The sequence below is a fragment of the Lapillicoccus sp. genome (assembly GCF_036559105.1).
In the GTDB taxonomy this organism is placed as follows: domain Bacteria; phylum Actinomycetota; class Actinomycetes; order Actinomycetales; family Dermatophilaceae; genus Lapillicoccus.
Map to the genome: position 1 here is coordinate 18,920 of NZ_DATBTV010000038.1, position 19,507 is coordinate 38,426.

The window sequence follows — 19,507 nt, forward strand, 5'->3', positions numbered from 1 at the left end:
GAAGGAAACGACCTCGTATGAGAACCCCTGTCAAGACCACCCCAACAGCGCGGCGGTCAACCACCGCCATGATCCTCGCCGCCACCGTGTCCACGGCCATCGCCGCTGGGGCCCTGCTCGTGGATGCGGGCGGCGCCGAGGCCAGCGGAACCGGCGCGAGCGCCGAGGCTCCCCGGGCCACGCCTCACCCGCTGCCCTCGATGGGCGGTGCTGGCCACCAACCCCTGGGGCGCGGCCTGCCCCCCGTCCGGCGCGGCGGCGTGGGAAACAACGTCGGTGGTCCCCTCTTCGTGATCGACAACGTGACGGACCGGCCCATCACCATCACGTACAGCGACTGCCCGTCCGACCCCGCACTGAACTGCCCCTGGAGCGATGACGGCACCACTCCGGGACCCGACTACATCCCCGCCGGTGGGCAGGACCGCATTCACATGCTCAACAACACCGCCGTCGACAACGCTGGAGAGATCTACATCAACGGGGCCTACGGCACGGTCACGCTGGACCTGGGCGTGCCGGCCAACCCGTTCGGAACTCCGACGATGTCCGTTCAGTCCGCCACGGGGTACTTTCCCTTCATCTGTGGCATCGACAACCCGGCGTCGACCCCCGTGCCGGTGATGGAGCTCTTCACGACTCCCACCACTCCCAACCACTGTGGCTGACCGGCGGTAGCGCCTCGACGATCGCTCCGGCGTCGGAGAGTTCTCAGGGCCGCCCGGCGTCACCGAGGACCAGGCGGCGAGCAGTCGCGAGCGCCTCAGGGGTGTCGACGTCGAGGGCGGCCAGGGCATCGACCGCAACGGTCTCGTGCCGCAGGATCAGCAGCGAGCGGGCGGGAACGTTCGCGGGCGCGTCCGGCAGCGCGTGGCGCAGGGCCGCGGTCCGGTATGCGGCGAGCAGCGGGTTTGCTCGTCCGTCGGGGTCGACGGCGACGGCGGCCTCGGTCGTCCCGTCGTGACCCAAGGTGGCGGCCACGCCGGTCGCCGCGGCGGCGGCGAACGGCATGTCGCCGGCGAGGACGACGACCAGCATCGTGTCCACCAGCGCGAGTCCGGTGGCCAGCGCGGCGACCGGGCCTCCGCCGGCGGGTGACTCTCTCGTCCACCGGACGTCGCGGACGGTCGGTCGCTGGACACCGACGGCGACCACCGGCCACTCGGGGGGCAGGGCGTCGAGAAGGTGGTCGAGGACGGTCGTGTCGCCGAGTCGCGCCGCGGTCTTGTCCGCACCGTCTGGGCCGAGCCGTCGCGACCGCCCGCCGCAGAGCACGAGGGCGGTGACCGGCGACGGGGCCACGGGTCAGCCGGCCTCGGCGACGCAGGCGGTGCCGACCCGTCGGAACCCGACCAACTCGTAGACCCGGGCGACCGCGTCGTCCTGGGCGGAGCAGAACACCGTCCGCACGCCGTGGTCCAGAGCGTGCCGCGCCAGCCGCGCGGTGATCGCCGCGCCCAGCCCTCGCCGGCGGTAGGCCGGGAGAACGCCGATCCCGACGATCTCGGACACCTCGCCGCGCGGGTTGTGGCTGCCCCCGCCGACCGGACCGGCCTCGGGGTCGAACGCGCCGGCCAGGATGCCCAGCCCGGCCGTGATGAGGGCGGCGACCCGCGCGGCGGTCTCCGGACGGGCGGCCGCGTCGGCGTCGCGCTCGGCGATGGAGGCCTCGCCGACGGCGGTGCCCGGGGTGCCGAACCCGACGTTGACGGCGGCGCGCACCAGGCCCAGCTCGGGGTCGTCGGCGGCCACGATCCGGATGCCGGCCGCCGGGTCGGGCTGGGGCGGGTCCTGCTCCAGCACCAGCAGCGGGCACTCCTCGACGGTCATCCCGGCCTCTCGGGCCGCGGCCAGGAGCGACGGCGTCGTGTCGTGGACCCACTCCACCGCCCGCGGGACGTCGAGCTCGCGCTGCCGGTCCAGGACCGCCCGGACGTCAGCGGCGGTCACCTCGCCGGCCAGATCGAGGCGCGGCCTCGCGTAGTAGGGGAAGCCGCCGCGAGGCAGGAAGAGGGTCAGGGGCCCGAGCTCCTCCGTGTCGCACGCGGCGCGCGGCGCGGTGTCGTAGTAGCGCTCGAGATCGGCCAACAGGCCAGGAGACGTCACGCCCTCATCCTGGTGCCGCCGATCCGGCGGGACAACGCGTTTGCGGCGGCCACGACGGCCTCAGCCAACACACTCTCCTGCGCTGGATCCACCAGCCGCTCCTCGTAGGTGACGGCGAACGCCGCGCCCGGGTACCCCGCGTGGTCCAGGGCGGCCGCCGCCACCGACCCGAGGTCCGGCGTGACCGTGCCGTGCTCGACCGCATACCCCCTCGCCCGCACCGCGGTGAGGATCGACCGCAGCTGGGTCGACGAGGTCGGCCCCGTCCCGTGCCGCAGGACGAACGACGACCGGGACGGGTAGAGCGCGCGGACCTGAGCCGCGGGCAGGGCGGCGAGCAGGGCCAGCCCGCTGGCGGTGAGCTGGGCGGGCAGCCGGACCCCGACGTCGCTGACCAGGGACGGCCGCCGCGGGGCGCGCTCCTCGACGAGGTAGAGGACGTCGTTGCCGTGCAGGACCGCGAAGTGCGCGTTGTGCCGCGTCTCGTCGACGAGCCGGGAGAGGATCGGGCGGGCGAGGCGCTGCAGCGGCGCCTGCCGCGAGTACGCCGACCCCAGCTCGAAGGCGGCGACCCCCAGTCCGTAGCGCCGCTCCTCGGGCAGGTGGACCACGTAGCCGTGCTCCTGGAGGACGCCCAGCAGGTGGTAGGTCGACGACCGGGGCAAGCCCAGCCGGCGCGCGATGATGGCCGCGGGCATCGGTTCGGTATGCCGCGACAGCAGCCCGAGCACCTCGAGCGCCTGCGCCGCGGCCCGGGCGTTGCTCACAGCCGAGTCACGGCCGCGACGACCGCTCCGGCGCCGTCCTCCTCGGCCACGTTGGCGGCGAGGGCCCTCGCGTTGGCGCGGTAGGACGGGACGTGGAGCACCTGCCGCAGCGCGAACGCCAGCCGGTCGGCCGTGAGCCTCGTGAACGGGATCGGCTCCGCGGCGGCGCCCTGACGGTGGACGCGCTCCGACCAGAACGGCTGGTCCGCGAGCACCGGGACCGGCACCGCCGGAACCCCGTGGTGGACGGCGGCGGCGGTCGTGCCGGCCCCTCCGTGGTGGACCACCGCGGCCATGCGCGGGAGCAGCCAGTCGTGGGGCGCCTCACCGATGCTGAGGATGTCGTCCCGGCCGTCGGCGACCGCGGCGAGCCCCGACCAGCCGGCCTGGAGGATGCCCCGGGCGCCCACGGCGCGGAGGGCGGTGACCGCCAGCTGGGCCAGGCGCTCGGCGTCACCAGTGCCGGCGGCCATACTTCCGAACCCGAGCAGCACCGGCGGGTCCCCGGCGGCCAGGAAGTCGAGCAGCTCCGGGGACGGTGTCCACGTGGGATCCGGTTCGGCCCACCAGAACCCGACGACATCGAGCCCAGGTCGCCAGTCGGCCGGGCGGGGCACCAGGTGCCGGCTGAACCCGTGCAGGACGGGCCACCGCTGGTCGGCCAGGTCGCGGCGCAGCTGGCGGTACGAGATGGGCGCCAGGCCCAGACCGACGCGGGCCCGGTTCACCTCGCCCATGAACGGGACCGCGAGCAGGGCCTCGCTGGCCGCCGCGCTCATCCGGTTGCCCCACGGCCCGAAGGACCGCACGCCGCCGGTCAGGACCGACGAGAACTCCCGGGTCCGCTCCAAGGGCTGGAGGAACACCCCCATGCTCGGGATCCCGCGACCCTGGGCGGTGTGGTAGTTCGGCGCGGTCAGGCTCGAGCAGAGGATCAGGTCGGCGCCCTCCGTGGCGACGAGGGTCTTCTCGGCCATCTCCCGCGCATACGGACGCATGAGCCCGACCATCCGGACCGCCGAGACGACGCCGCTCGTGGCCTGCCAGCGCCGGCCCTCCTCGCTCCCGAGCACCTCGCGCGGATCGGCCGCCAGCCCGGCGAACTCGATGCCGAGCGCCTCGACCATCCCCCGGAACGCCTCGTGGGTGGCGATGACCGCCGTGTGCCCCGCGTCGTTCAGGCGTCGGGCCAGCCCGGTGTACGGCGCGACGTCACCTCGCGAGCCCGCGGTGGTGATGACGATGCGCATGGCTGCGAGTCTGCCACCCGTCTCGCATCCGAGACACAATCAGGGGTTCGGCCGACGCTTGGGGGGCTCGGCGGCGCTCCAATGGAGCCATGACGCAGACGCCTACCGCGCCGGTTCCGGCCGGGCTCGTCCCTACGACGGTCACCGTCGGAACCGGACCCCTCGCGTTCGAGGACGTCGTGGCCGTGGCCCGGTTCGACGCGCCGGTCGTGATCGCCGACGCAGCGCTGGTCCGGATCCGGGAGAGCCGCCGGATCATCGAGGGGTTGGCCACCGACACGGTCCCGCACTACGGGGTGTCGACCGGGTTCGGGGCGCTGGCCACGAGGCACATCCCCGCCGACCAGCGGGCCCAGCTGCAGCGTAGCCTGGTGCGCTCCCACGCGGCCGGGTCCGGCCCCGAGGTCGAGCGCGAGGTGGTGCGGGCGCTCCAGCTGCTCCGGCTGGCCACCCTCGCCACCGGCCGGACCGGGGTCCGCGAGGAGGTCACCCAGACGTATGCGGCGCTGCTCAACGCCGGGATCACCCCGGTGGTCCACGAGTTCGGCTCGCTCGGGTGCTCCGGTGACCTGGCGCCGCTCGCGCACTGTGCGCTCGCGGCGATGGGCGAGGGGCCGGTCCGCGTCCGCGACGGTTCCCTGGTCCCGGCCGCGGTGGCCTTGCCCGAGAACGGGATCGTGCCGGTCGTTCTCGCTGAGAAGGAGGGTCTCGCCCTCATCAACGGCACCGACGGGATGCTCGGGATGCTCGTCCTCGCCGTCACCGACCTGCGCCGGCTGGTCACGACGGCCGACGTCACGGCGGCGATGAGCGTGGAGGGCCTGCTCGGCACCGACGACGTCTTCGCCGAGGACCTGCAGGCGTTGCGGCCGCACCCCGGCCAGGCGGCGTCGGCCGCGAACCTGCGAATGCTGATGCGGGGCAGTGAGATCCGCGAGTCGCACCGCACCGAGGAGTGCACCAGGGTCCAGGACGCGTACTCGCTGCGGTGCGCGCCGCAGGTCGCCGGCGGGGCTCGCGACACGATCGACCACGCAACCCGGGTCGCCGAGTGGGAGCTCGCGGCGGCGGTCGACAACCCCGTGGTCACGCTCGACGGGCGCGTCGAGTCCAACGGCAACTTCCACGGCGCTCCGGTCGCCTACGTCCTCGACTTCCTGGCGATCGTCGCGGCTGACCTCGCCAGCGTCTCGGAGCGACGCACGGACCGGTTCCTCGACCAGTCCCGCAGCAACGGACTGCCGCCGTTCCTCGCCGACGACCCGGGCGTCGACTCCGGGCACATGATCGCGCAGTACACCCAGGCCGCCCTCGTCTCGGAGATGAAGCGGCTCGCGGCTCCGGCTAGCGTCGACTCGATCCCCAGCAGCGCCATGCAGGAGGACCACGTGTCGATGGGCTGGTCCGCGGCGCGCAAGCTGCGCCGCTCCGTCGACGCCCTGACCCGGGTCCTCGCCGTCGAGCTGGTCACCGCCGCCCGCGGCCTCGACCTGCGCGCGCCGCTGCGTCCCGCGCCCGCCACCGGCGCGGTCGTCACGGCCCTCCGGGAGACGGTCCCCGGCCCCGGACCCGACCGGTTCCTCGCCCCGGAGATCCAGGCGGCGGTGGAGCTCGTCGCCGCGGGTGACGTTGTCCGCGCCGCCGAGAGGGTCACCGGCCCCCTCGCCTAGCCCCTCGCATACCGACCGCTTCGACCCAAGGAGACCCGACATGGATGGCGCCCGACCCGTTCGCGCCCCGCGCGGCACGACCCTGACCACCCGCTCGTGGGGCGCTGAGGCCCCGATGCGGATGCTGATGAACAACCTCGACCCCGAGGTCGCGGAGCGCCCGGACGACCTGGTCGTCTACGGCGGCACGGGTCGCGCGGCCCGCGACTGGCGGTCGTTCGACGCGATGGTCCGCACCCTGCAGACCCTCGAGGCCGACGAGACGATGCTCGTCCAGTCCGGCCGTCCGGTGGGCGTCATGCGGACCCACGAGTGGGCCCCGCGGGTCCTCATCGCCAACAGCAACCTCGTCCCGGACTGGGCCACCTGGCCGGAGTTCCGGCGCCTCGAGCACCTCGGCCTGACGATGTACGGCCAGATGACGGCCGGCTCGTGGATCTACATCGGCACGCAGGGCATCGTCCAGGGCACCTACGAGACGTTCGCTGCGGTGGCCGAGAAGCGGTTCAACGGGACCCTAGCCGGAACGCTCACCCTCACCGGCGGCTGCGGCGGGATGGGCGGCGCGCAGCCCCTCGCGGTCACCCTCAACGACGGGGTATGCCTCGTCGTCGACGTCGACCGCACCCGCCTCGACCGCCGGGTCGAGCACCGCTACCTCGACGCCGTCGCCGACGACCTCGACCAGGCCGTCTCCCTTGCGCTGCAGGCGAAGGCGGACCGACGCGCCTACAGCGTCGGTGTCGTCGGCAACGCCGCCGCGGTGTTCCCCGACCTGCTCCGCCGCGGCGTCGAGATCGACATCGTCACCGACCAGACCTCGGCGCACGACCCGTTGTCGTACCTGCCCGAGGGGATCGACGTGGCCGACTGGCAGGACTACGCGGAGCGCAAGCCGGAGGAGTTCACCGACCGGGCCCGCGAGTCGATGGCCCGCCACGTGGAGGCCATGGTCGGGTTCATGGACCAGGGCGCCGAGGTCTTCGACTACGGCAACTCGATCCGCGACGAGGCCCGGAAGGGCGGCTACGACCGGGCCTTCGACTTCCCCGGCTTCGTCCCGGCGTACATCCGGCCGCTGTTCTGCGAGGGCAAGGGCCCGTTCCGCTGGGTAGCGCTCTCCGGGGACCCGAAGGACATCGACGCGACCGACCGCGCGGTGATGGACCTGTTCCCCGACAACGACCGGCTGCAGAAGTGGATGCGCGCCGCGGGGGAACGCGTGGCTTTCCAGGGGCTGCCGGCGCGGATCTGCTGGCTCGGCTACGGCGAGCGGGACAAGGCCGGCCTGCGGTTCAACGAGATGGTGGCCTCCGGCGAGCTGGAGGCGCCGATCGTCATCGGTCGCGACCACCTGGACTGCGGCTCGGTCGCCAGCCCGTACCGCGAGACCGAGTCGATGCTCGACGGCTCCGACGCGATCGCCGACTGGCCGCTGCTCAACGCGCTGGTCAACACCGCGTCCGGCGCCTCCTGGGTGTCGATCCACCACGGCGGCGGGGTCGGCATCGGCCGCTCGATCCATGCCGGGCAGGTCTCCGTCGCCGACGGGACGCCGCTGGCCGCGCAGAAGCTCGCCCGGGTTCTCACCAACGACCCCGGCATGGGTGTCATCCGGCACGTCGACGCGGGGTACGACCTCGCCGACCAGGTGGCGGAGGAGCGCGGCGTCCGCGTGCCGATGCGCGAGGATGCCGTCAGTCGGTGATGTCGCTGATGTCGGCGACCTGCGCGCCGAGCACCCGGACCACGTCGTCGCCGTTCACGGTGAGGGCCACGCCGTGAGCGCCGCCGCCGAGCGAGACCGTACGGCCGGCCACCGTGACGTCGGCCACGACCGGCCACGCCCGGGTCGACCCGAACGGCGTGATGGTGCCGCGCTCGTAGCCGGTGACCTCCCGGGCGGCCGCGGCGTCCGGCATCGACAGGCGGTTCGTCCCGAGCAGGGCGCGCAGCTTGGGCCAGGAGAACTGGCGGTCACCGGGCACCAGCACGAAGAGGTAGTCGCCCTCGCCGCGTCGCACCACCAGCGACTTGACGATGTCGCCCGGCTGGACGCCGCGGGCCGCCGCGGCTTCCTCGAGGCTGCGGACCGGACCGTGGCGGGTCACCGTGAAGGGAATACCGGCGGCTTCGACAGCGGCCAGTGCACGGGCTTCCCCCAGCATCTCCACGGACGACAGCCTAGGTTGGTCCCGTGAGCGCCGCCGTGGACGCCCAACACTCTCGTGTCCCTGTGCCCGTGTCGGCGCTGCGCTCCTTCGACGCCATGTGGGCCGAGCTCTCCCCGATCGGCCGGGACGCGTCGACCGGCGGGTACCGGCGGTACGCCTGGACCCGTGAGGACCACACGTTGCGGGAGTGGTTCGCCGGGCAGTGCGCCGCTCGGGGGCTGGACCTCGCCTTCGACCGAGCCGGCAACCAGTGGGCCTGGTGGGGCGACCCCGACGCGGTCCGTGCAGACGGGTCCACCGGCGGCGTGGCCGTCGGGTCCCACCTGGACTCGGTCCCGGACGGCGGGGCCTTCGACGGCCCGCTCGGTGTGGTCTCGGCGCTCGCGGCAGTCGACGCGCTGCGTGCCGCCGGGTTACGGCCGCGGGTTCCGTTGGCCGTGGCCTGTTTCGGCGACGAGGAGGGCGCCCGGTTCGGTATCGCCTGTGCCGGATCGCGCCTCATCACCGGAGCGCTCACGGCCGACCGCGCCCTCGGCCTCACCGACGCCGACGGGACGACGATGGCCGAGGCGATCGCGGCTGCCGGCCGCGACCCGGCGAGCCTCGGCGACGACCCCGAGACGCTGGCCCGGGTGCACACCTTCGTGGAGCTGCACGTCGAACAGGGCCGCGCACTCGCCGACCCGGACGCCTACGACCAGAGCCGTTCCGCCGTGGGTGTCGGCAGCGACATCTGGCCGCACGGCCGCTGGCGGATCGACGTGCCGGGCACCGCCAACCACGCCGGCACGACCCGCTTGGAGGACCGCGACGACGCCATGCTCAAGCACGCGGCCCTCGTCCTCGCCACCCGGGCAGCGGCGACCCGGCACGGCTGCGTCGCGACGATCGGCAAGGTCCGCGTCGAGCCCGGCGGAGTCAACGCCATCGCCAGCCACGTCGCCACCTGGCTCGACGCTCGCGGCGCCGACGAGGCGGCGGTCCGCCGGGTCGTGGCCGACGTGGTGGGTGCCGCCGCCCCGCACGGCGCGACGGTCACCGACGAGTCCTGGACCGGGACCACCCGGTTCGACACCGAACTGGTGGAGCGCCTCGCGACCACGCTCGGACCCGACACGCCAGTCCTCGGTACCGGCGCGGGTCACGACGCGGGAATCCTTGCGACTCGGGGGATCTCGTCGGCGATGCTGTTCGTCCGTAACCCGACCGGCGTCTCCCACTCCCCGGTCGAGCAGGCCGACCCCGCCGACTGCCACGCCGGCGTCGCCGCCCTCACCGCCGTGCTCACGGACCTCTCGGAGGCGGCGCCGTGACGACGTACTGGGCCGAGCACGCGTGGCTGCCGACCGGCCCGGCGACCTCGGTGCGGATCACCGTGCAGGACGGTCGCTTCGGCCCGATCCAGACCCACGTGCACGCCCACCACGACGACGTCCGGATCCCCGGGGTCGTCCTCCCGGGGCTCGCCAACACACACAGCCACGCCTTCCACCGCGCCCTGCGGGGGCGGACCCACGGAGGTAGTGGCAACTTCTGGACATGGCGCGAGCAGATGTACGCGGTCACCCAGCGACTGAACCCCGACACCTACTTCGCGCTGGCCCGAGCGACGTTCGCCGAGATGGCGCTGGCCGGCATCACCGTCGTGGGCGAGTTCCACTACCTGCACCACAGCCCGTCCGGACGGCCCTACGCCGACCCGAACGCCATGGGCGACGCCCTGATCGCGGCGGCGGGCGAGGCCGGTATCCGGATCACGCTGCTCGACACGTGCTACCTCGCCGGCGGGCTGACCGGCGAGGGGCACACCGCGCCCGACGCCGTCCAGCAGCGGTTCTGTGACGGCTCCGTCGGCGAGTGGCTCGACCGGATGTCGGTGCGCACCCCGCCGCACGCCGCCACCGCCCGAGTCGGTGCCGCCGTCCACTCGGTCCGGGCCGTGCCCAAGCCCTCGCTCGAAGAGGTGGGCGCCTGGGTCGAGGGCCGGCCGATCCACGTGCACCTCTCCGAGCAGCCGGCCGAGAACATCGCCTGCGAGATGTTCTACGGCTGCTCGCCGACCGAGCTCCTCGCTGACACCGGCGTGCTGCGACCCGACGTGACCGCCGTTCACGCGACCCACGTCAGCGCCGAGGACGTGAAGCTGCTCGGGGCGGCCGACGCACAGGCCGCGTTCTGCCCCACCACCGAACGCGACCTGGCCGACGGGATCGGCCCGGCGCGGGACCTCGCCGACGCCGGGGTCAGCCTCAGCCTCGGCTCCGACCAGAACGCCGTTGTCGACCCCTTCGAGGAGCTCCGCGGCCTGGAGATGAACGAGCGCCTCTCGACCAACGAGCGCGGTCGGTTCCGCACCGACGAGCTGGTCCGCATGGCCACGGCGAACGGGTACCGCAGCCTCGGCTGGTTCGGTGGCGGCGTCATCGCCGAGGGCGCGTTGGCCGACTTCGTCGTCGTCCGGGACGACACGATCCGCACCATCGGGAGCCGGGCCGGTCAGATCGTCTACACGGCGACCGGGGCCGATGTCGCGACCGTCGTCATCGGCGGCCAGGTCGTCGTCGACCGCGGCGAGCACCAGCGGCTCGGCTCGGTAGCGCCGCTGTTCCGCGATGCCTTCGACGCGCTGCGGGTCGAACGGTGACCGCTACGGCAACGACCCTCGTCACCGGCATCGGTGAGCTGACCACGATGGACCCGGAGCATCCCGACACCGAGGACGCCGTCGGTACCCTCCACGACGCGGCCCTCGTCCTCGGCCCCGACGACCAGGTGCTCTGGGTCGGGCGCGCCGCCGCGGACCACGGGCCCGACGCTGACCACCACCTCGACCTCGGTGGCCGAGCGGTGGTTCCCGCCTTCGTCGACAGCCATACGCATCTCGTCTTCGCCGGCGATCGCAGTGCCGAGTTCGAAGCCCGGATGTCCGGCGCGGCGTACGACGGTGGCGGGATCGCGAGCACGGTTGCGGCAACTCGGGCGGCGACCGACGACGAGCTGCGCCGGCTGCTCGCGGACCGGGTCGCCGAGATGCGCGACCAGGGCACCGGCGTCGTCGAGATCAAGTCCGGCTACGGCCTCGACATGGCCACCGAGACCCGGCTCCTTCGTCTCGCCCGCGAGGTGACCGGCGAGGTCACCTTCCTCGGCGGCCACGTCGTCCCCCCCGAGTACCGCTCGTGCCGCGGCGACTACGTCGACCTGGTGACCGGTCCCATGCTCGCCGCGGCCGCCGCATACGCCCGATGGGTCGACGTCTTCTGCGAACCGCACAGCCCGTACGCCTTCACCGAGGACGAGGCCCGCGCCATCCTCGTCGCCGGCCGGGCCGCCGGGCTCGGGTTGCGAGTCCACGGCAACCAGCTCGGCGCCGGGCCCGGGGTACGCCTCGCCGTCGAGCTCGACGCGGCGAGCGTGGACCACTGCACGTACCTCACGGCCGCGGACGTCGACGCGCTCGCCGGCGGTTCGACCGTGGCGACCCTGCTGCCCGGCGTCGAGTTCTCGACCCGGCACCCCTACCCCGACGCGCGCGCCCTGCTCGACGCCGGCGTCCGGATCGCGCTGGCGACCGACTGCAACCCGGGTACCTGCTTCACCTCGTCGATGCCGTTCGTCATCGCGCTGGCCGTCCGGGAGCTGCGTCTCACCCCGCAGGAGGCCTTGTGGGCCGCCACCCGTGGTGCGGCAGACTCGTTGGGACGTGACGACATCGGAAGGATCGCGGTGGCTGCTCGAGGTGGTGTGACGGTCATCGATGCGCCGTCGCACCGGCATCTTGCGTATCGTGCAGGCGTGCCGCTCGCCCGACGTCTGACGACCGCCCCCTGATGGCGGTCACTCCCCACTCGCTTGGCATCGTCCGGTCCGGCGAACGCGAGCCCATGCCGTGGAAGAACGGCCAGGGCGCGACGCGGGAGATCGCCCGGCGGCTCCTCGGCGTCCGCGGCCCCCACTTCGTCTGGCGGCTCAGCGTGTCCGACATCGACAAGGACGCCGACTTCGGCACGTTCCCGGGGGTGCAGCGGTCCGCGACGCTCATCCACGGCGACGGGATGACCCTCGACGTGGCCGGAACCGAGCACGAGCTCGCGCCGTTCCAGCCGCTCACCTTCGACGGTGAGGCCGACGCGCACGCCCGCCTGACGCACGGTCCGGTCAGCATCCTCAACGTCTTCACCGTGGCGAGCCGGATGAGCTCGGCGGTCCGCGTCGCCGACCTCTCCGACGGGCGGCCGATGAGCATCGCCGGCGCGACCGTGCTCGTCCTCCTCAGCGGGACGGCCTCGGTGTACGCGGCGGACGGCGCCAGCGCGAACCTCGCCGCGCTCGACGCGTTGGTACCCCGGCCCCGCGTCCGGATCGTCTCGGGCACGGGGATGGCGGCGGTGGTGCGGATGGAGAACTACCGCGCCTGGCGCGCGTTCAGCTGGTAGCGCCGGGCGGGCGGCCCACCCACGACGACGACAGTCGGTTCGACCGTTCCATCGAGCCGAACCTCGGCTCGTCGACCCGCTGAACCGCTCGCGCTGCCGACGGCCGCTACGGTGCCGGTGGACCGGCCTCGATCCGACGGCGGTGCCTCGCGACCGCGTCGTCGCCCATCGACCAGTCCGACTCGACCCAGAACGTCGCGCCGGCGTCGGCCCACCGTTTCACCGTGGCGACGCCCGCAGGCCCCGGTTCGCTGACACCCTCGGCAACCACGTCGTAGCCCTCCCACGGCAGTCCCTTGGACTCGCGAATCTCCTTGATGGCGGACACAATTCGCGCAAGGTCGGTGGGCCCGAACTCGCCGTCCCCGCTGCGCCCGACGGTGGTGGGGATGATCCCGTCCCACTGCGCGGCGCGCTCCATCGAGCGGCCGGCGGGGTAGGCACCGACCACCCATACCGGCACCCTCGGTTGCTGGACCGGGGGTGGTGGCGGGACGAAGTCGGTGGGCTCGACCGAGTAGTGGGAACCCGCGTACGCGAACGGCTGCCCGCGCATCAGCCCGTCGTAGACCGCCAGGCCCTCGTCGAGCTTCTCGGCCCGGACCTTGCGCCCCTCGTCACGCTCGAAGGCCAGCCATCCGGGGTGCAGCGCGCCCAACCCGACGGCCAGCTGGGCCCGGCCGTCGGAGAGGTTGTCGAGGGTGGCGACCCGACCCGCGAGGTCCCACGGCCGGATGCGGGGCAACGGCGTGAGCATGGTGCCCAGCCGGATGCGCGACGTCCGCATCGCCGCCGCCGCGAGGGTGATCCACGCGTCCTGTCCCCAGACCGCCTCCCACGTGAAGATCGCGTCCCACCCGACGTCCTCGGCCGCGACCGCGAGGTCGGCGAACTGCCTCGGCGTCGCCAGGCTGATGACGACGCCGGCCCGGAACGCCGTCACGCTCAGTCGTCGATGGAGTCGGCGTTCGGCAGGTGGCCGGTGGACTTGCGGTAGTACTGGGCGGCCGCCCGCTCGGCGACGACGCGCGCGGCGCCGACCGCGAGACCGAGGATCGCGGCGTAGATGAGCGCCTCGCCCCAGCTGGTCTCGTCGACCTCAGCGGGGTCCACCGGCGCTTCCCGGCCGGACACCGCACGCCACCCGACGCCGACGACCTTGGTCGCGACCGCGCCGGCCGCCAGCGCGGCCGCGGTGCCGAGAAGCCGCCATCCCATCGTGCCCATGTGCGCCACTCCTTTGCTTGCGCGAATCCCGCCGCCCGTCCGGACGACTCTTCCATGGCGGGGGAGTAAAGTCACCTTCCACAACGACAGGGGAGCGCCCCATAGCGCTGAGAGTGCGGTTCACGCCGCAGACCCTCCAAACCTGCTCCGGTTAGCACCGGCGAAGGGAGTCGGTTTCCATCTCAGGTGTGGCTTCGCATACGCGGTATGCGCGGGCGCACCTCCCCCGGGAGCCCAGAAGGACCTGACCCGGGAGACCATCATGAGCACCACCTCGCCGCACACGGGCCGCACCACCCGCCGCACCATCCTCGCCACCCGGCCGCTGACCCGGTGGCGCACCATCGACCTGCTCACCTGCGCCTTCATCGGCGTCGCCTTCGGCGTGGCGTACTGGGCGTGGTACCTGCTGTACCAGGGTCCGAGCACCGCGCTCGCCGCCGTCTACCCGCCGCTGCAGGGCATCACCGGGGCGCCATGGCTGATGGCCGGCGTCGTCGGCGGTCTGGTGATCCGCCGTCCCGGCGCCGCGCTCTTCGCCGAGGTCATCGCGGCGTCCGTCGAGGCGCTCATCGGCAGCTCGTGGGGCGCCGCGACGCTGGTCTCGGGGGTCCTGCAGGGCCTCGGCGCCGAGATCGGGTTCGCCATCCTCGCCTACGGCTCGTTCGGGCTGGGCGCGGCCATGCTCTCCGGGGCGCTGGCGGCCCCGATGGAGGCGGTCTACGAGTGGTTCAGCTACTGGACCGACTGGGACATGGGCTACAAGGTCGCGTACCTCGTCATCCTCACCGCCGGGGGTGCGCTCATCGCCGGCGGGCTCGGCTGGCTGTTGACGACGGGGCTGGCGCGAGCGGGAGCCCTGGGCTCCCTGCCACCGGGCCAGGAAGCACGGGAGGCGCGCGCTGTCTGACGCCCTCCGCGTCGCACCGTCGCCCCTGACCGCCGGCACGGGCGCCTCGGTCGAGGTCGAGGGACTGACCTGGCGCCCCTACGGCCGGACCCGGCCGGTGCTCACCGACCTCACGGTGCGCATCGCCGCGGGGGAGCGGGTGCTGCTCGTGGGGCCGAGTGGTTCGGGCAAGTCAACCGTGCTCCGGGCGATTGCCGGGCTGCTGCTGACCGCCGACGCCGGCGACCTCACCGGCACCGTGCTCGTCGACGGCGTGGCTCCCGGTGGCGCCGCCGGGTCGGTCGGCCTGGTGCTCCAGGACCCGGGCTCCGCCGTGGTCGCCTCGTCCGTTTGGCGGGACGTGGCCTTCGGGCTGGAGAACGTCGGGATGCCGCGGGACGCGATGTCCGCGCCGATCGCCGCCGCGCTGGACGAGGTCGGGCTGCGTCATCTCGCGGGCTCCAGCCCGCTCACCCTGTCCGGGGGCGAGCAGCAGCGGCTGGCGCTGGCAGGGGCGCTGGCGATGTCGCCACGGGTGCTGCTGCTCGACGAGCCGACCGCGATGCTCGATCCGCGCAATGCGGCCTCGGTGCGTCAGGTCGTCGGGGACGTGGTCCGAGCGCGCGGGCTGACGACGGTCGTCGTCGAGCACCGGTGGGGCCCCTGGCTCGACCTCGTCGACCGCGTCGTCGTGCTCGGCCCCGAGGGCGACATCGTCGCCGACGGGCCGCCGCCGATCGTCCTCGCGGAGCGGGGCGCCGAGCTCGCGGCGATGGGCATCTGGGTACCCGGGCAGCCGGACCCGGAGCCGGTGGACGTCTCCGAGGCGTTCACGACGGCGTTCGGGCCTCCGCCCGACCCCGCGGTATGCGCGCGCGGGCTGTCGGTGCGGCGTACCTCCCAGCCCCTCAACGGGCCGCCGCGGGCCACGACCGCCGTGGCCGACGTCGACCTCGAGGTCCGCGGCGGGTCGACCGTGGCCCTGGTCGGCCCGAGCGGGTCGGGCAAGTCGACCCTGCTGGAGGCGCTGGGCGGTCTGATCCGCCCGTCGGCCGGCACCGTGATGCTGGCCCCCGACCCGCCGAGAGGCCACCTTCGGTCGTTATCCGGCGTGAATAGCGACCGAAGTTGGCCTCTCGGCGGAGGTGGAGGCGACGTGGCGCCACCGCGTGACCCATTCCGGCGGTCGTCACCGGACCTCGCCCGGGCCGTCGCCTGGGTACCGCAACGGGCGGCCAGCACGATCGTGCGGCGTTCGGTCCGCGACGAGGTGCTCGCGACGTCGCTGGCCGTCGGGCTCGACCCGGCCACGGCGTCCGCCCGGGCCGACCTCCTGCTCGAGCGGTTGGGTCTGGCCCACCTGGCGACGGCGGACCCGCGGCAGCTGTCCGGTGGTGAACAGCGGCGGCTCGCCGTGGCCGCTGCCGTGGTCCACCAACCGTCGGTCGTCCTCGCCGACGAGCCGACGGTCGGCCAGGACCGGCTCACCTGGGCCGCCGTGGTGGGGATCCTCGACGCGGTCCGGGCCGCCGGCTCGGCCGTAGTGGTGGCGACCCATGACGACGCTGTCGTGGCCCGGGCCGATGCGGTGACGGCCCTGGACCACCGACCGTCGGACCCGGCGGCGTCCACCTCGCCGCGGCGTTCGATCGCCGCCCGCTGCGGGCCGCTGTCACTGCTGCTCGCCTGTCTGGTCGTGCTCCCGCTCCCCGCCCTGGTTTCCGGTTGGCGACCGCTGCTCGTGGTCCTGGCCGTCGAGGCCCTGCTCGGTCTCGTCGCCCTCTGGGCGCCGGGAACCGGTCCGGCCCCACCGGGCCGCTGGCGTCGCCTCGGAGCACGGTCGGTGCCCGCCCTCATCGGCATCGCCGGCGTGATGTGGTCGACCTGGCTGCTCGGCGGCCACGACCTCGAGACCGCGTTCGGTGCCGGTTTGCGCGTGCTCGCCCTCGTCCTCCCGTCGGTGGTCCTGCTGCCCTACGTCGACCCCGACGCCCTCGGCGACCATCTGGCCCAACGGCTCCGCCTGCCCGCCCGTCCGGTGGTCGCGGCGACCGCGGCGCTCCAGCGGTTCCAGACGTTCGGCTCGCTGTGGACCGAGCTCACCCGTGCTCGCCGGGTTCGCGGCATCGGGGCCGGCCGCTCCCTCGTGGCCAAGCTCCGGGAGGGGGGTGCCACGACGCTCGCACTGTTCACGGTGATCCTCGGGCAGGCCGCGGTCCTGGCCCTGGCCATGGACGCGCGTGGGTTCGCCGGCGCGCACCGGCGCACGTGGGCCGGCCCGGCCCCCTGGCGGCTGCCCGACACCCTCGTCCTCCTCGGTGCGCTCCTCGTGCTGGTCACCGCGGCCGCCGCCCGGCTCCTGGTCACCTGAGCCCTCCCGCGGACAGCTCGACGGGCACGAGCGACCGATTCGACCCGAAACCGGGCGATCCTGGCCAAGGTGCCGTCGAGCGGACCGGGGCCTGGTGGCGTGTTGCACGGGTCCGGGCCGGCGCCGCCTAGCCTGTCCGGGTGCGCCTGCTCCTCATCCGCCACGCCGAGACCACCGCCAACGCCCAGCGCCTGCTCGACACGGCGCCCCCCGGGGCCGACCTCACCGAGCTCGGGCGCGGCCAGGCGGCGGAGCTCGTCGACCGCCTCGCCGAGACCCCCCTGGACGCGATCTACGTCTCCGACCTGGTCCGGACCCACCAGACGGCGGCGCCACTTGCCGCTGCCCGCGACCTGGTCCCGATCAAACGGCACGGGGTCCGCGAGATCCAGGCGGGGGTCCACGAGATGGCCAGCGGCGAGGGGTGGGACCCCTACCTCGCGGTCCTCTACCGGTGGGCCGACGGAGAGCCCGACGCCCGCGTACCGGGTGGGGAGTCCCGGGCCGAGGTGATGGCGCGGTTCGACGAGGTGGTCGCCGAGGCGGCGCAGCACGAGAGCGCCGCGATCATCAGCCACGGCGCCGTGATCCGGGCCTGGACCGGCGCCCGAGCCGTCAACGTCGACAAGGCCTTCGTCGCCGACACCCGCCTGCACAACACCGCGGTCATCGTGCTCGACGGCGACCCGGAGTCCGGCTGGGTCGTCGACACGTGGGCCAACGAACCGGTGCCCCAGCTCGACTGACGGTCACAGCGCAGCGGACCGCTCCTCGGTCCGTGCAGCATGGCCGTCCGCTCCTCGTCGGACTGGCCCGTGACGTCCGTTCGGAAAAGCCTCGGGTGGTTGAGTTGCATAGACAACCTATGTAAAGTCGACGGTATGCCTGTGGATCTCGTCAGCCGACCGCGTTCCGAGGCCGAGCAGCTCGGCTCCGACCTGCTGTCGGTGGTCGCCCGGCTGAACCGGCTGGCCACCCAGCGCGCCGGACTCGACGTGCCGTACGCCCAGGTCCGGCTGCTCGCCCAGGTGGAGGAGCAGGGACCGGCTCGGATCTCGGCGCTCGCCGCCGCCGACCACTGCAGCCAGCCGACGATGACCACCCAGGTCCAGCGGCTCGAGGCCGAGGGGTGGGTGACCCGCGAGGCCGACCCGGTGGACGCGAGGGCTGTCCTCGTGACCATCACCGAGTCGGGCGCCGACGCCTTGGGCCAGGCCCGCGCCCGTCGCGCCGACGTCGTCGCGCCCTACGTCGCCGCCCTCTCCGGCCAGGAGCAGGACACGCTCGCGAACGCGGTCGGGATCCTCCGCCGGCTGCTCGTCGAGGCCGGCCCCGCGCATACCCCCACCGTCTGAAACCCGAACCACACCAAGGAACTCCTCTATGTGGCGCCAGCCGAAAGCCGTCTGGGCGGTCGCCTTCGCGTCCGTCATCGCGTTCATGGGCATCGGCCTGGTGGACCCGATCCTCAAGCCGATCGCCGACCAGCTGCACGCCACGCCCTCGCAGGTCTCGCTGCTGTTCACCAGCTACATGGCCGTCATGGGCCTGGCCATGCTCCTCACCGGCGCGATCGCGAGCCGGATCGGCGCGAAGCGCACCCTGCTGATCGGCCTGGTCATCATCATCGTCGGCGCGGGGCTGGCCGGGTCGTCCAGCTCGGTGATGGAGATCGTGGGCTGGCGCGCCCTCTGGGGGCTCGGCAACGCCCTCTTCGTCGCCACGGCGCTCGCGACCATCGTGTCGTCGGCCCGGGGGTCGGTCGCGCAGTCGATCATCCTGTACGAGGCGGCCCTCGGCCTCGGCATCGCGGTCGGACCGCTCGTCGGCGGCATCCTCGGCGGCATCTCCTGGCGCGGTCCGTTCTACGGCGTCTCCACCCTCATGGCCGTCGCCCTCGTCGTCACGGCGTTCCTGCTACCAAAGACCCCGCCGGCCGCCAAGAAGACCTCGTTGCTCGACCCGTTCCGAGCGCTCAAGCACCGCGGCCTCTTCGGCGTGGCCATCACCGCCCTGCTCTACAACTTCGGCTTCTTCACCCTGTTGGCGTTCACGCCGTTCCCTCTGGACATGAGCGCACACGAGATCGGTCTGATCTTCTTCGGGTGGGGCGTCGCTCTTGCCTTCACCTCGGTGTTCGTCGCTCCGCGCCTACAGGCCCGCTTCGGCACCGTCCCGACGCTGCTCGTCAACCTCAGCCTGCTGTCCGCGCTGTTCGTCGTCATGGCGATCGGGACCGACAACAAGGCGTTGCTCGCGACGTGCGTCGTCGTCGCCGGTCTGTTCCTGGGCGTCAACAACACCCTGGTCACCGAGACGGTGATGAAGGCCGCGCCGGTCGAGCGCGGAGTGGCGTCGGCGGCCTACAGCTTCGTCCGCTTCTCCGGCGGTGCCGTCGCCCCGTGGCTGGCCGGCAAGCTCGGCGAGGAGCTCAACGTGCACGTTCCGTTCTGGGTCGGGGCGTTCGCGGTCGCGGTCGCCGTGGGCGCGCTCGCGTTGACCCGGCCCTACCTGCGCCACATCGACGACCCCGAGGCGGACCAGTCGCGGGACACCGAGGCCGAGCGGGAGGCCCAGGCCGTCACCGTCGGCGACGCGTGACGACTGGACCCACGTC

19 protein-coding genes and 1 riboswitch are annotated in these 19,507 nt (G+C 73.4%); of the genes, 12 read left to right on the forward strand and 7 right to left on the reverse strand.

Going from position 1 to position 19,507, the window contains the following annotated elements; translation table 11 throughout:
- Positions 1–68 precede the first annotated feature (68 nt).
- Positions 69–668: a hypothetical protein gene (locus tag VIG79_RS05460; RefSeq protein WP_331883141.1), complete on the forward strand. Its 600-nt coding sequence runs from the start codon at positions 69–71 to the stop codon at positions 666–668.
- A gap of 43 nt (positions 669–711) precedes the next feature.
- On the opposite strand, the gene mobA is transcribed toward VIG79_RS05460, so the two are convergent.
- The 4 genes from mobA to VIG79_RS05480 are packed head-to-tail and all read right to left on the reverse strand — an operon-like array spanning position 712 to position 4,123.
- Positions 712–1,302: a molybdenum cofactor guanylyltransferase gene (gene mobA / locus VIG79_RS05465; RefSeq protein WP_331883143.1), complete on the reverse strand. Its 591-nt coding sequence runs from the start codon at positions 1,300–1,302 to the stop codon at positions 712–714.
- 3 nt (positions 1,303–1,305) lie between these two features.
- Positions 1,306–2,106 carry a GNAT family N-acetyltransferase gene (locus tag VIG79_RS05470; RefSeq protein WP_331883145.1) on the reverse strand — a complete coding sequence of 267 codons (801 nt, stop codon included), beginning with the start codon at positions 2,104–2,106 and terminating at the stop codon, positions 1,306–1,308.
- On the reverse strand, positions 2,103–2,873 hold the full coding sequence (locus VIG79_RS05475) for an IclR family transcriptional regulator (RefSeq protein ID WP_331883148.1): 771 nt from the start codon (positions 2,871–2,873) through the stop codon (positions 2,103–2,105). The genes VIG79_RS05470 and VIG79_RS05475 overlap by 4 nt, the downstream gene beginning before the upstream one ends.
- Positions 2,870–4,123 (reverse strand): glycosyltransferase, encoded by a 1,254-nt coding sequence (locus VIG79_RS05480; protein ID WP_331883150.1) that lies wholly within the window; start codon positions 4,121–4,123, stop codon positions 2,870–2,872. Before VIG79_RS05480 ends, VIG79_RS05475 begins: the two co-directional genes overlap by 4 nt.
- An 89-nt stretch (positions 4,124–4,212) precedes the next feature.
- Between VIG79_RS05480 and hutH the strand changes: the two genes are divergently transcribed.
- Positions 4,213–5,793 carry a histidine ammonia-lyase gene (gene hutH, locus VIG79_RS05485; protein ID WP_331883153.1) on the forward strand — a complete coding sequence of 527 codons (1,581 nt, stop codon included), beginning with the start codon at positions 4,213–4,215 and terminating at the stop codon, positions 5,791–5,793.
- A 40-nt stretch (positions 5,794–5,833) separates the two neighbouring features.
- Positions 5,834–7,501 (forward strand): urocanate hydratase, encoded by a 1,668-nt coding sequence (gene hutU / locus VIG79_RS05490; protein ID WP_331883155.1) that lies wholly within the window; start codon positions 5,834–5,836, stop codon positions 7,499–7,501.
- Here the strand turns inward: hutU and VIG79_RS05495 are convergent.
- Complete coding sequence (locus VIG79_RS05495) at positions 7,491–7,961, reverse strand: YbaK/EbsC family protein (RefSeq protein WP_331883328.1); 471 nt, start codon at positions 7,959–7,961, stop codon at positions 7,491–7,493. The two genes, hutU and VIG79_RS05495, sit on opposite strands and share 11 nt — an antisense overlap.
- 101 nt (positions 7,962–8,062) lie before the next feature.
- On the opposite strand from VIG79_RS05495, the gene VIG79_RS05500 reads away from it, so the two are divergent.
- Genes VIG79_RS05500 through VIG79_RS05515 form a run of 4 tightly spaced genes read left to right on the forward strand, consistent with a single transcriptional unit; the run spans position 8,063 to position 12,403 of the window.
- The gene (locus tag VIG79_RS05500; RefSeq protein WP_331883330.1) at positions 8,063–9,280 is read left to right on the forward strand and encodes an allantoate amidohydrolase; all 1,218 of its coding nucleotides are present in this window, start codon (positions 8,063–8,065) and stop codon (positions 9,278–9,280) included.
- Positions 9,277–10,611: a formimidoylglutamate deiminase gene (locus VIG79_RS05505; RefSeq protein ID WP_331883158.1), complete on the forward strand. Its 1,335-nt coding sequence runs from the start codon at positions 9,277–9,279 to the stop codon at positions 10,609–10,611. The genes VIG79_RS05500 and VIG79_RS05505 overlap by 4 nt, the downstream gene beginning before the upstream one ends.
- A gap of 47 nt (positions 10,612–10,658) precedes the next feature.
- Positions 10,659–11,798 (forward strand): imidazolonepropionase, encoded by a 1,140-nt coding sequence (hutI, locus tag VIG79_RS05510; protein WP_331883331.1) that lies wholly within the window; start codon positions 10,659–10,661, stop codon positions 11,796–11,798.
- Positions 11,798–12,403 (forward strand): HutD family protein, encoded by a 606-nt coding sequence (locus tag VIG79_RS05515; protein WP_331883161.1) that lies wholly within the window; start codon positions 11,798–11,800, stop codon positions 12,401–12,403. The genes hutI and VIG79_RS05515 overlap by 1 nt, the downstream gene beginning before the upstream one ends.
- 106 nt (positions 12,404–12,509) lie before the next feature.
- On the opposite strand, the gene VIG79_RS05520 is transcribed toward VIG79_RS05515, so the two are convergent.
- A complete protein-coding gene (locus tag VIG79_RS05520; RefSeq protein WP_331883164.1) occupies positions 12,510–13,346 on the reverse strand; it encodes an LLM class flavin-dependent oxidoreductase in 837 nt (278 codons plus the stop codon).
- A 2-nt stretch (positions 13,347–13,348) separates the two neighbouring features.
- Positions 13,349–13,630, reverse strand: coding sequence for a DUF4235 domain-containing protein (locus VIG79_RS05525; RefSeq protein ID WP_331883166.1), 282 nt, complete (start codon positions 13,628–13,630; stop codon positions 13,349–13,351).
- A 78-nt stretch (positions 13,631–13,708) separates the two neighbouring features.
- A riboswitch (TPP riboswitch) is annotated at positions 13,709–13,816 on the forward strand.
- 76 nt (positions 13,817–13,892) lie between these two features.
- Between VIG79_RS05525 and VIG79_RS05530 the strand changes: the two genes are divergently transcribed.
- From VIG79_RS05530 to VIG79_RS05550, 5 genes are all read left to right on the forward strand, one after another.
- On the forward strand, positions 13,893–14,540 hold the full coding sequence (locus VIG79_RS05530; protein WP_331883169.1) for an ECF transporter S component: 648 nt from the start codon (positions 13,893–13,895) through the stop codon (positions 14,538–14,540).
- Between the two features lie 97 nt (positions 14,541–14,637).
- A complete protein-coding gene (locus VIG79_RS05535; RefSeq protein ID WP_331883172.1) occupies positions 14,638–16,890 on the forward strand; it encodes an ATP-binding cassette domain-containing protein in 2,253 nt (750 codons plus the stop codon).
- Positions 16,891–17,030: 140 nt separating this feature from the next.
- The gene (locus tag VIG79_RS05540; protein ID WP_331883175.1) at positions 17,031–17,636 is read left to right on the forward strand and encodes a histidine phosphatase family protein; all 606 of its coding nucleotides are present in this window, start codon (positions 17,031–17,033) and stop codon (positions 17,634–17,636) included.
- A gap of 135 nt (positions 17,637–17,771) precedes the next feature.
- Positions 17,772–18,245 (forward strand): MarR family winged helix-turn-helix transcriptional regulator, encoded by a 474-nt coding sequence (locus tag VIG79_RS05545; RefSeq protein ID WP_331883177.1) that lies wholly within the window; start codon positions 17,772–17,774, stop codon positions 18,243–18,245.
- Between the two features lie 28 nt (positions 18,246–18,273).
- Positions 18,274–19,491 carry an MFS transporter gene (locus tag VIG79_RS05550; RefSeq protein ID WP_331883179.1) on the forward strand — a complete coding sequence of 406 codons (1,218 nt, stop codon included), beginning with the start codon at positions 18,274–18,276 and terminating at the stop codon, positions 19,489–19,491.
- Positions 19,492–19,507 lie beyond the last annotated feature (16 nt).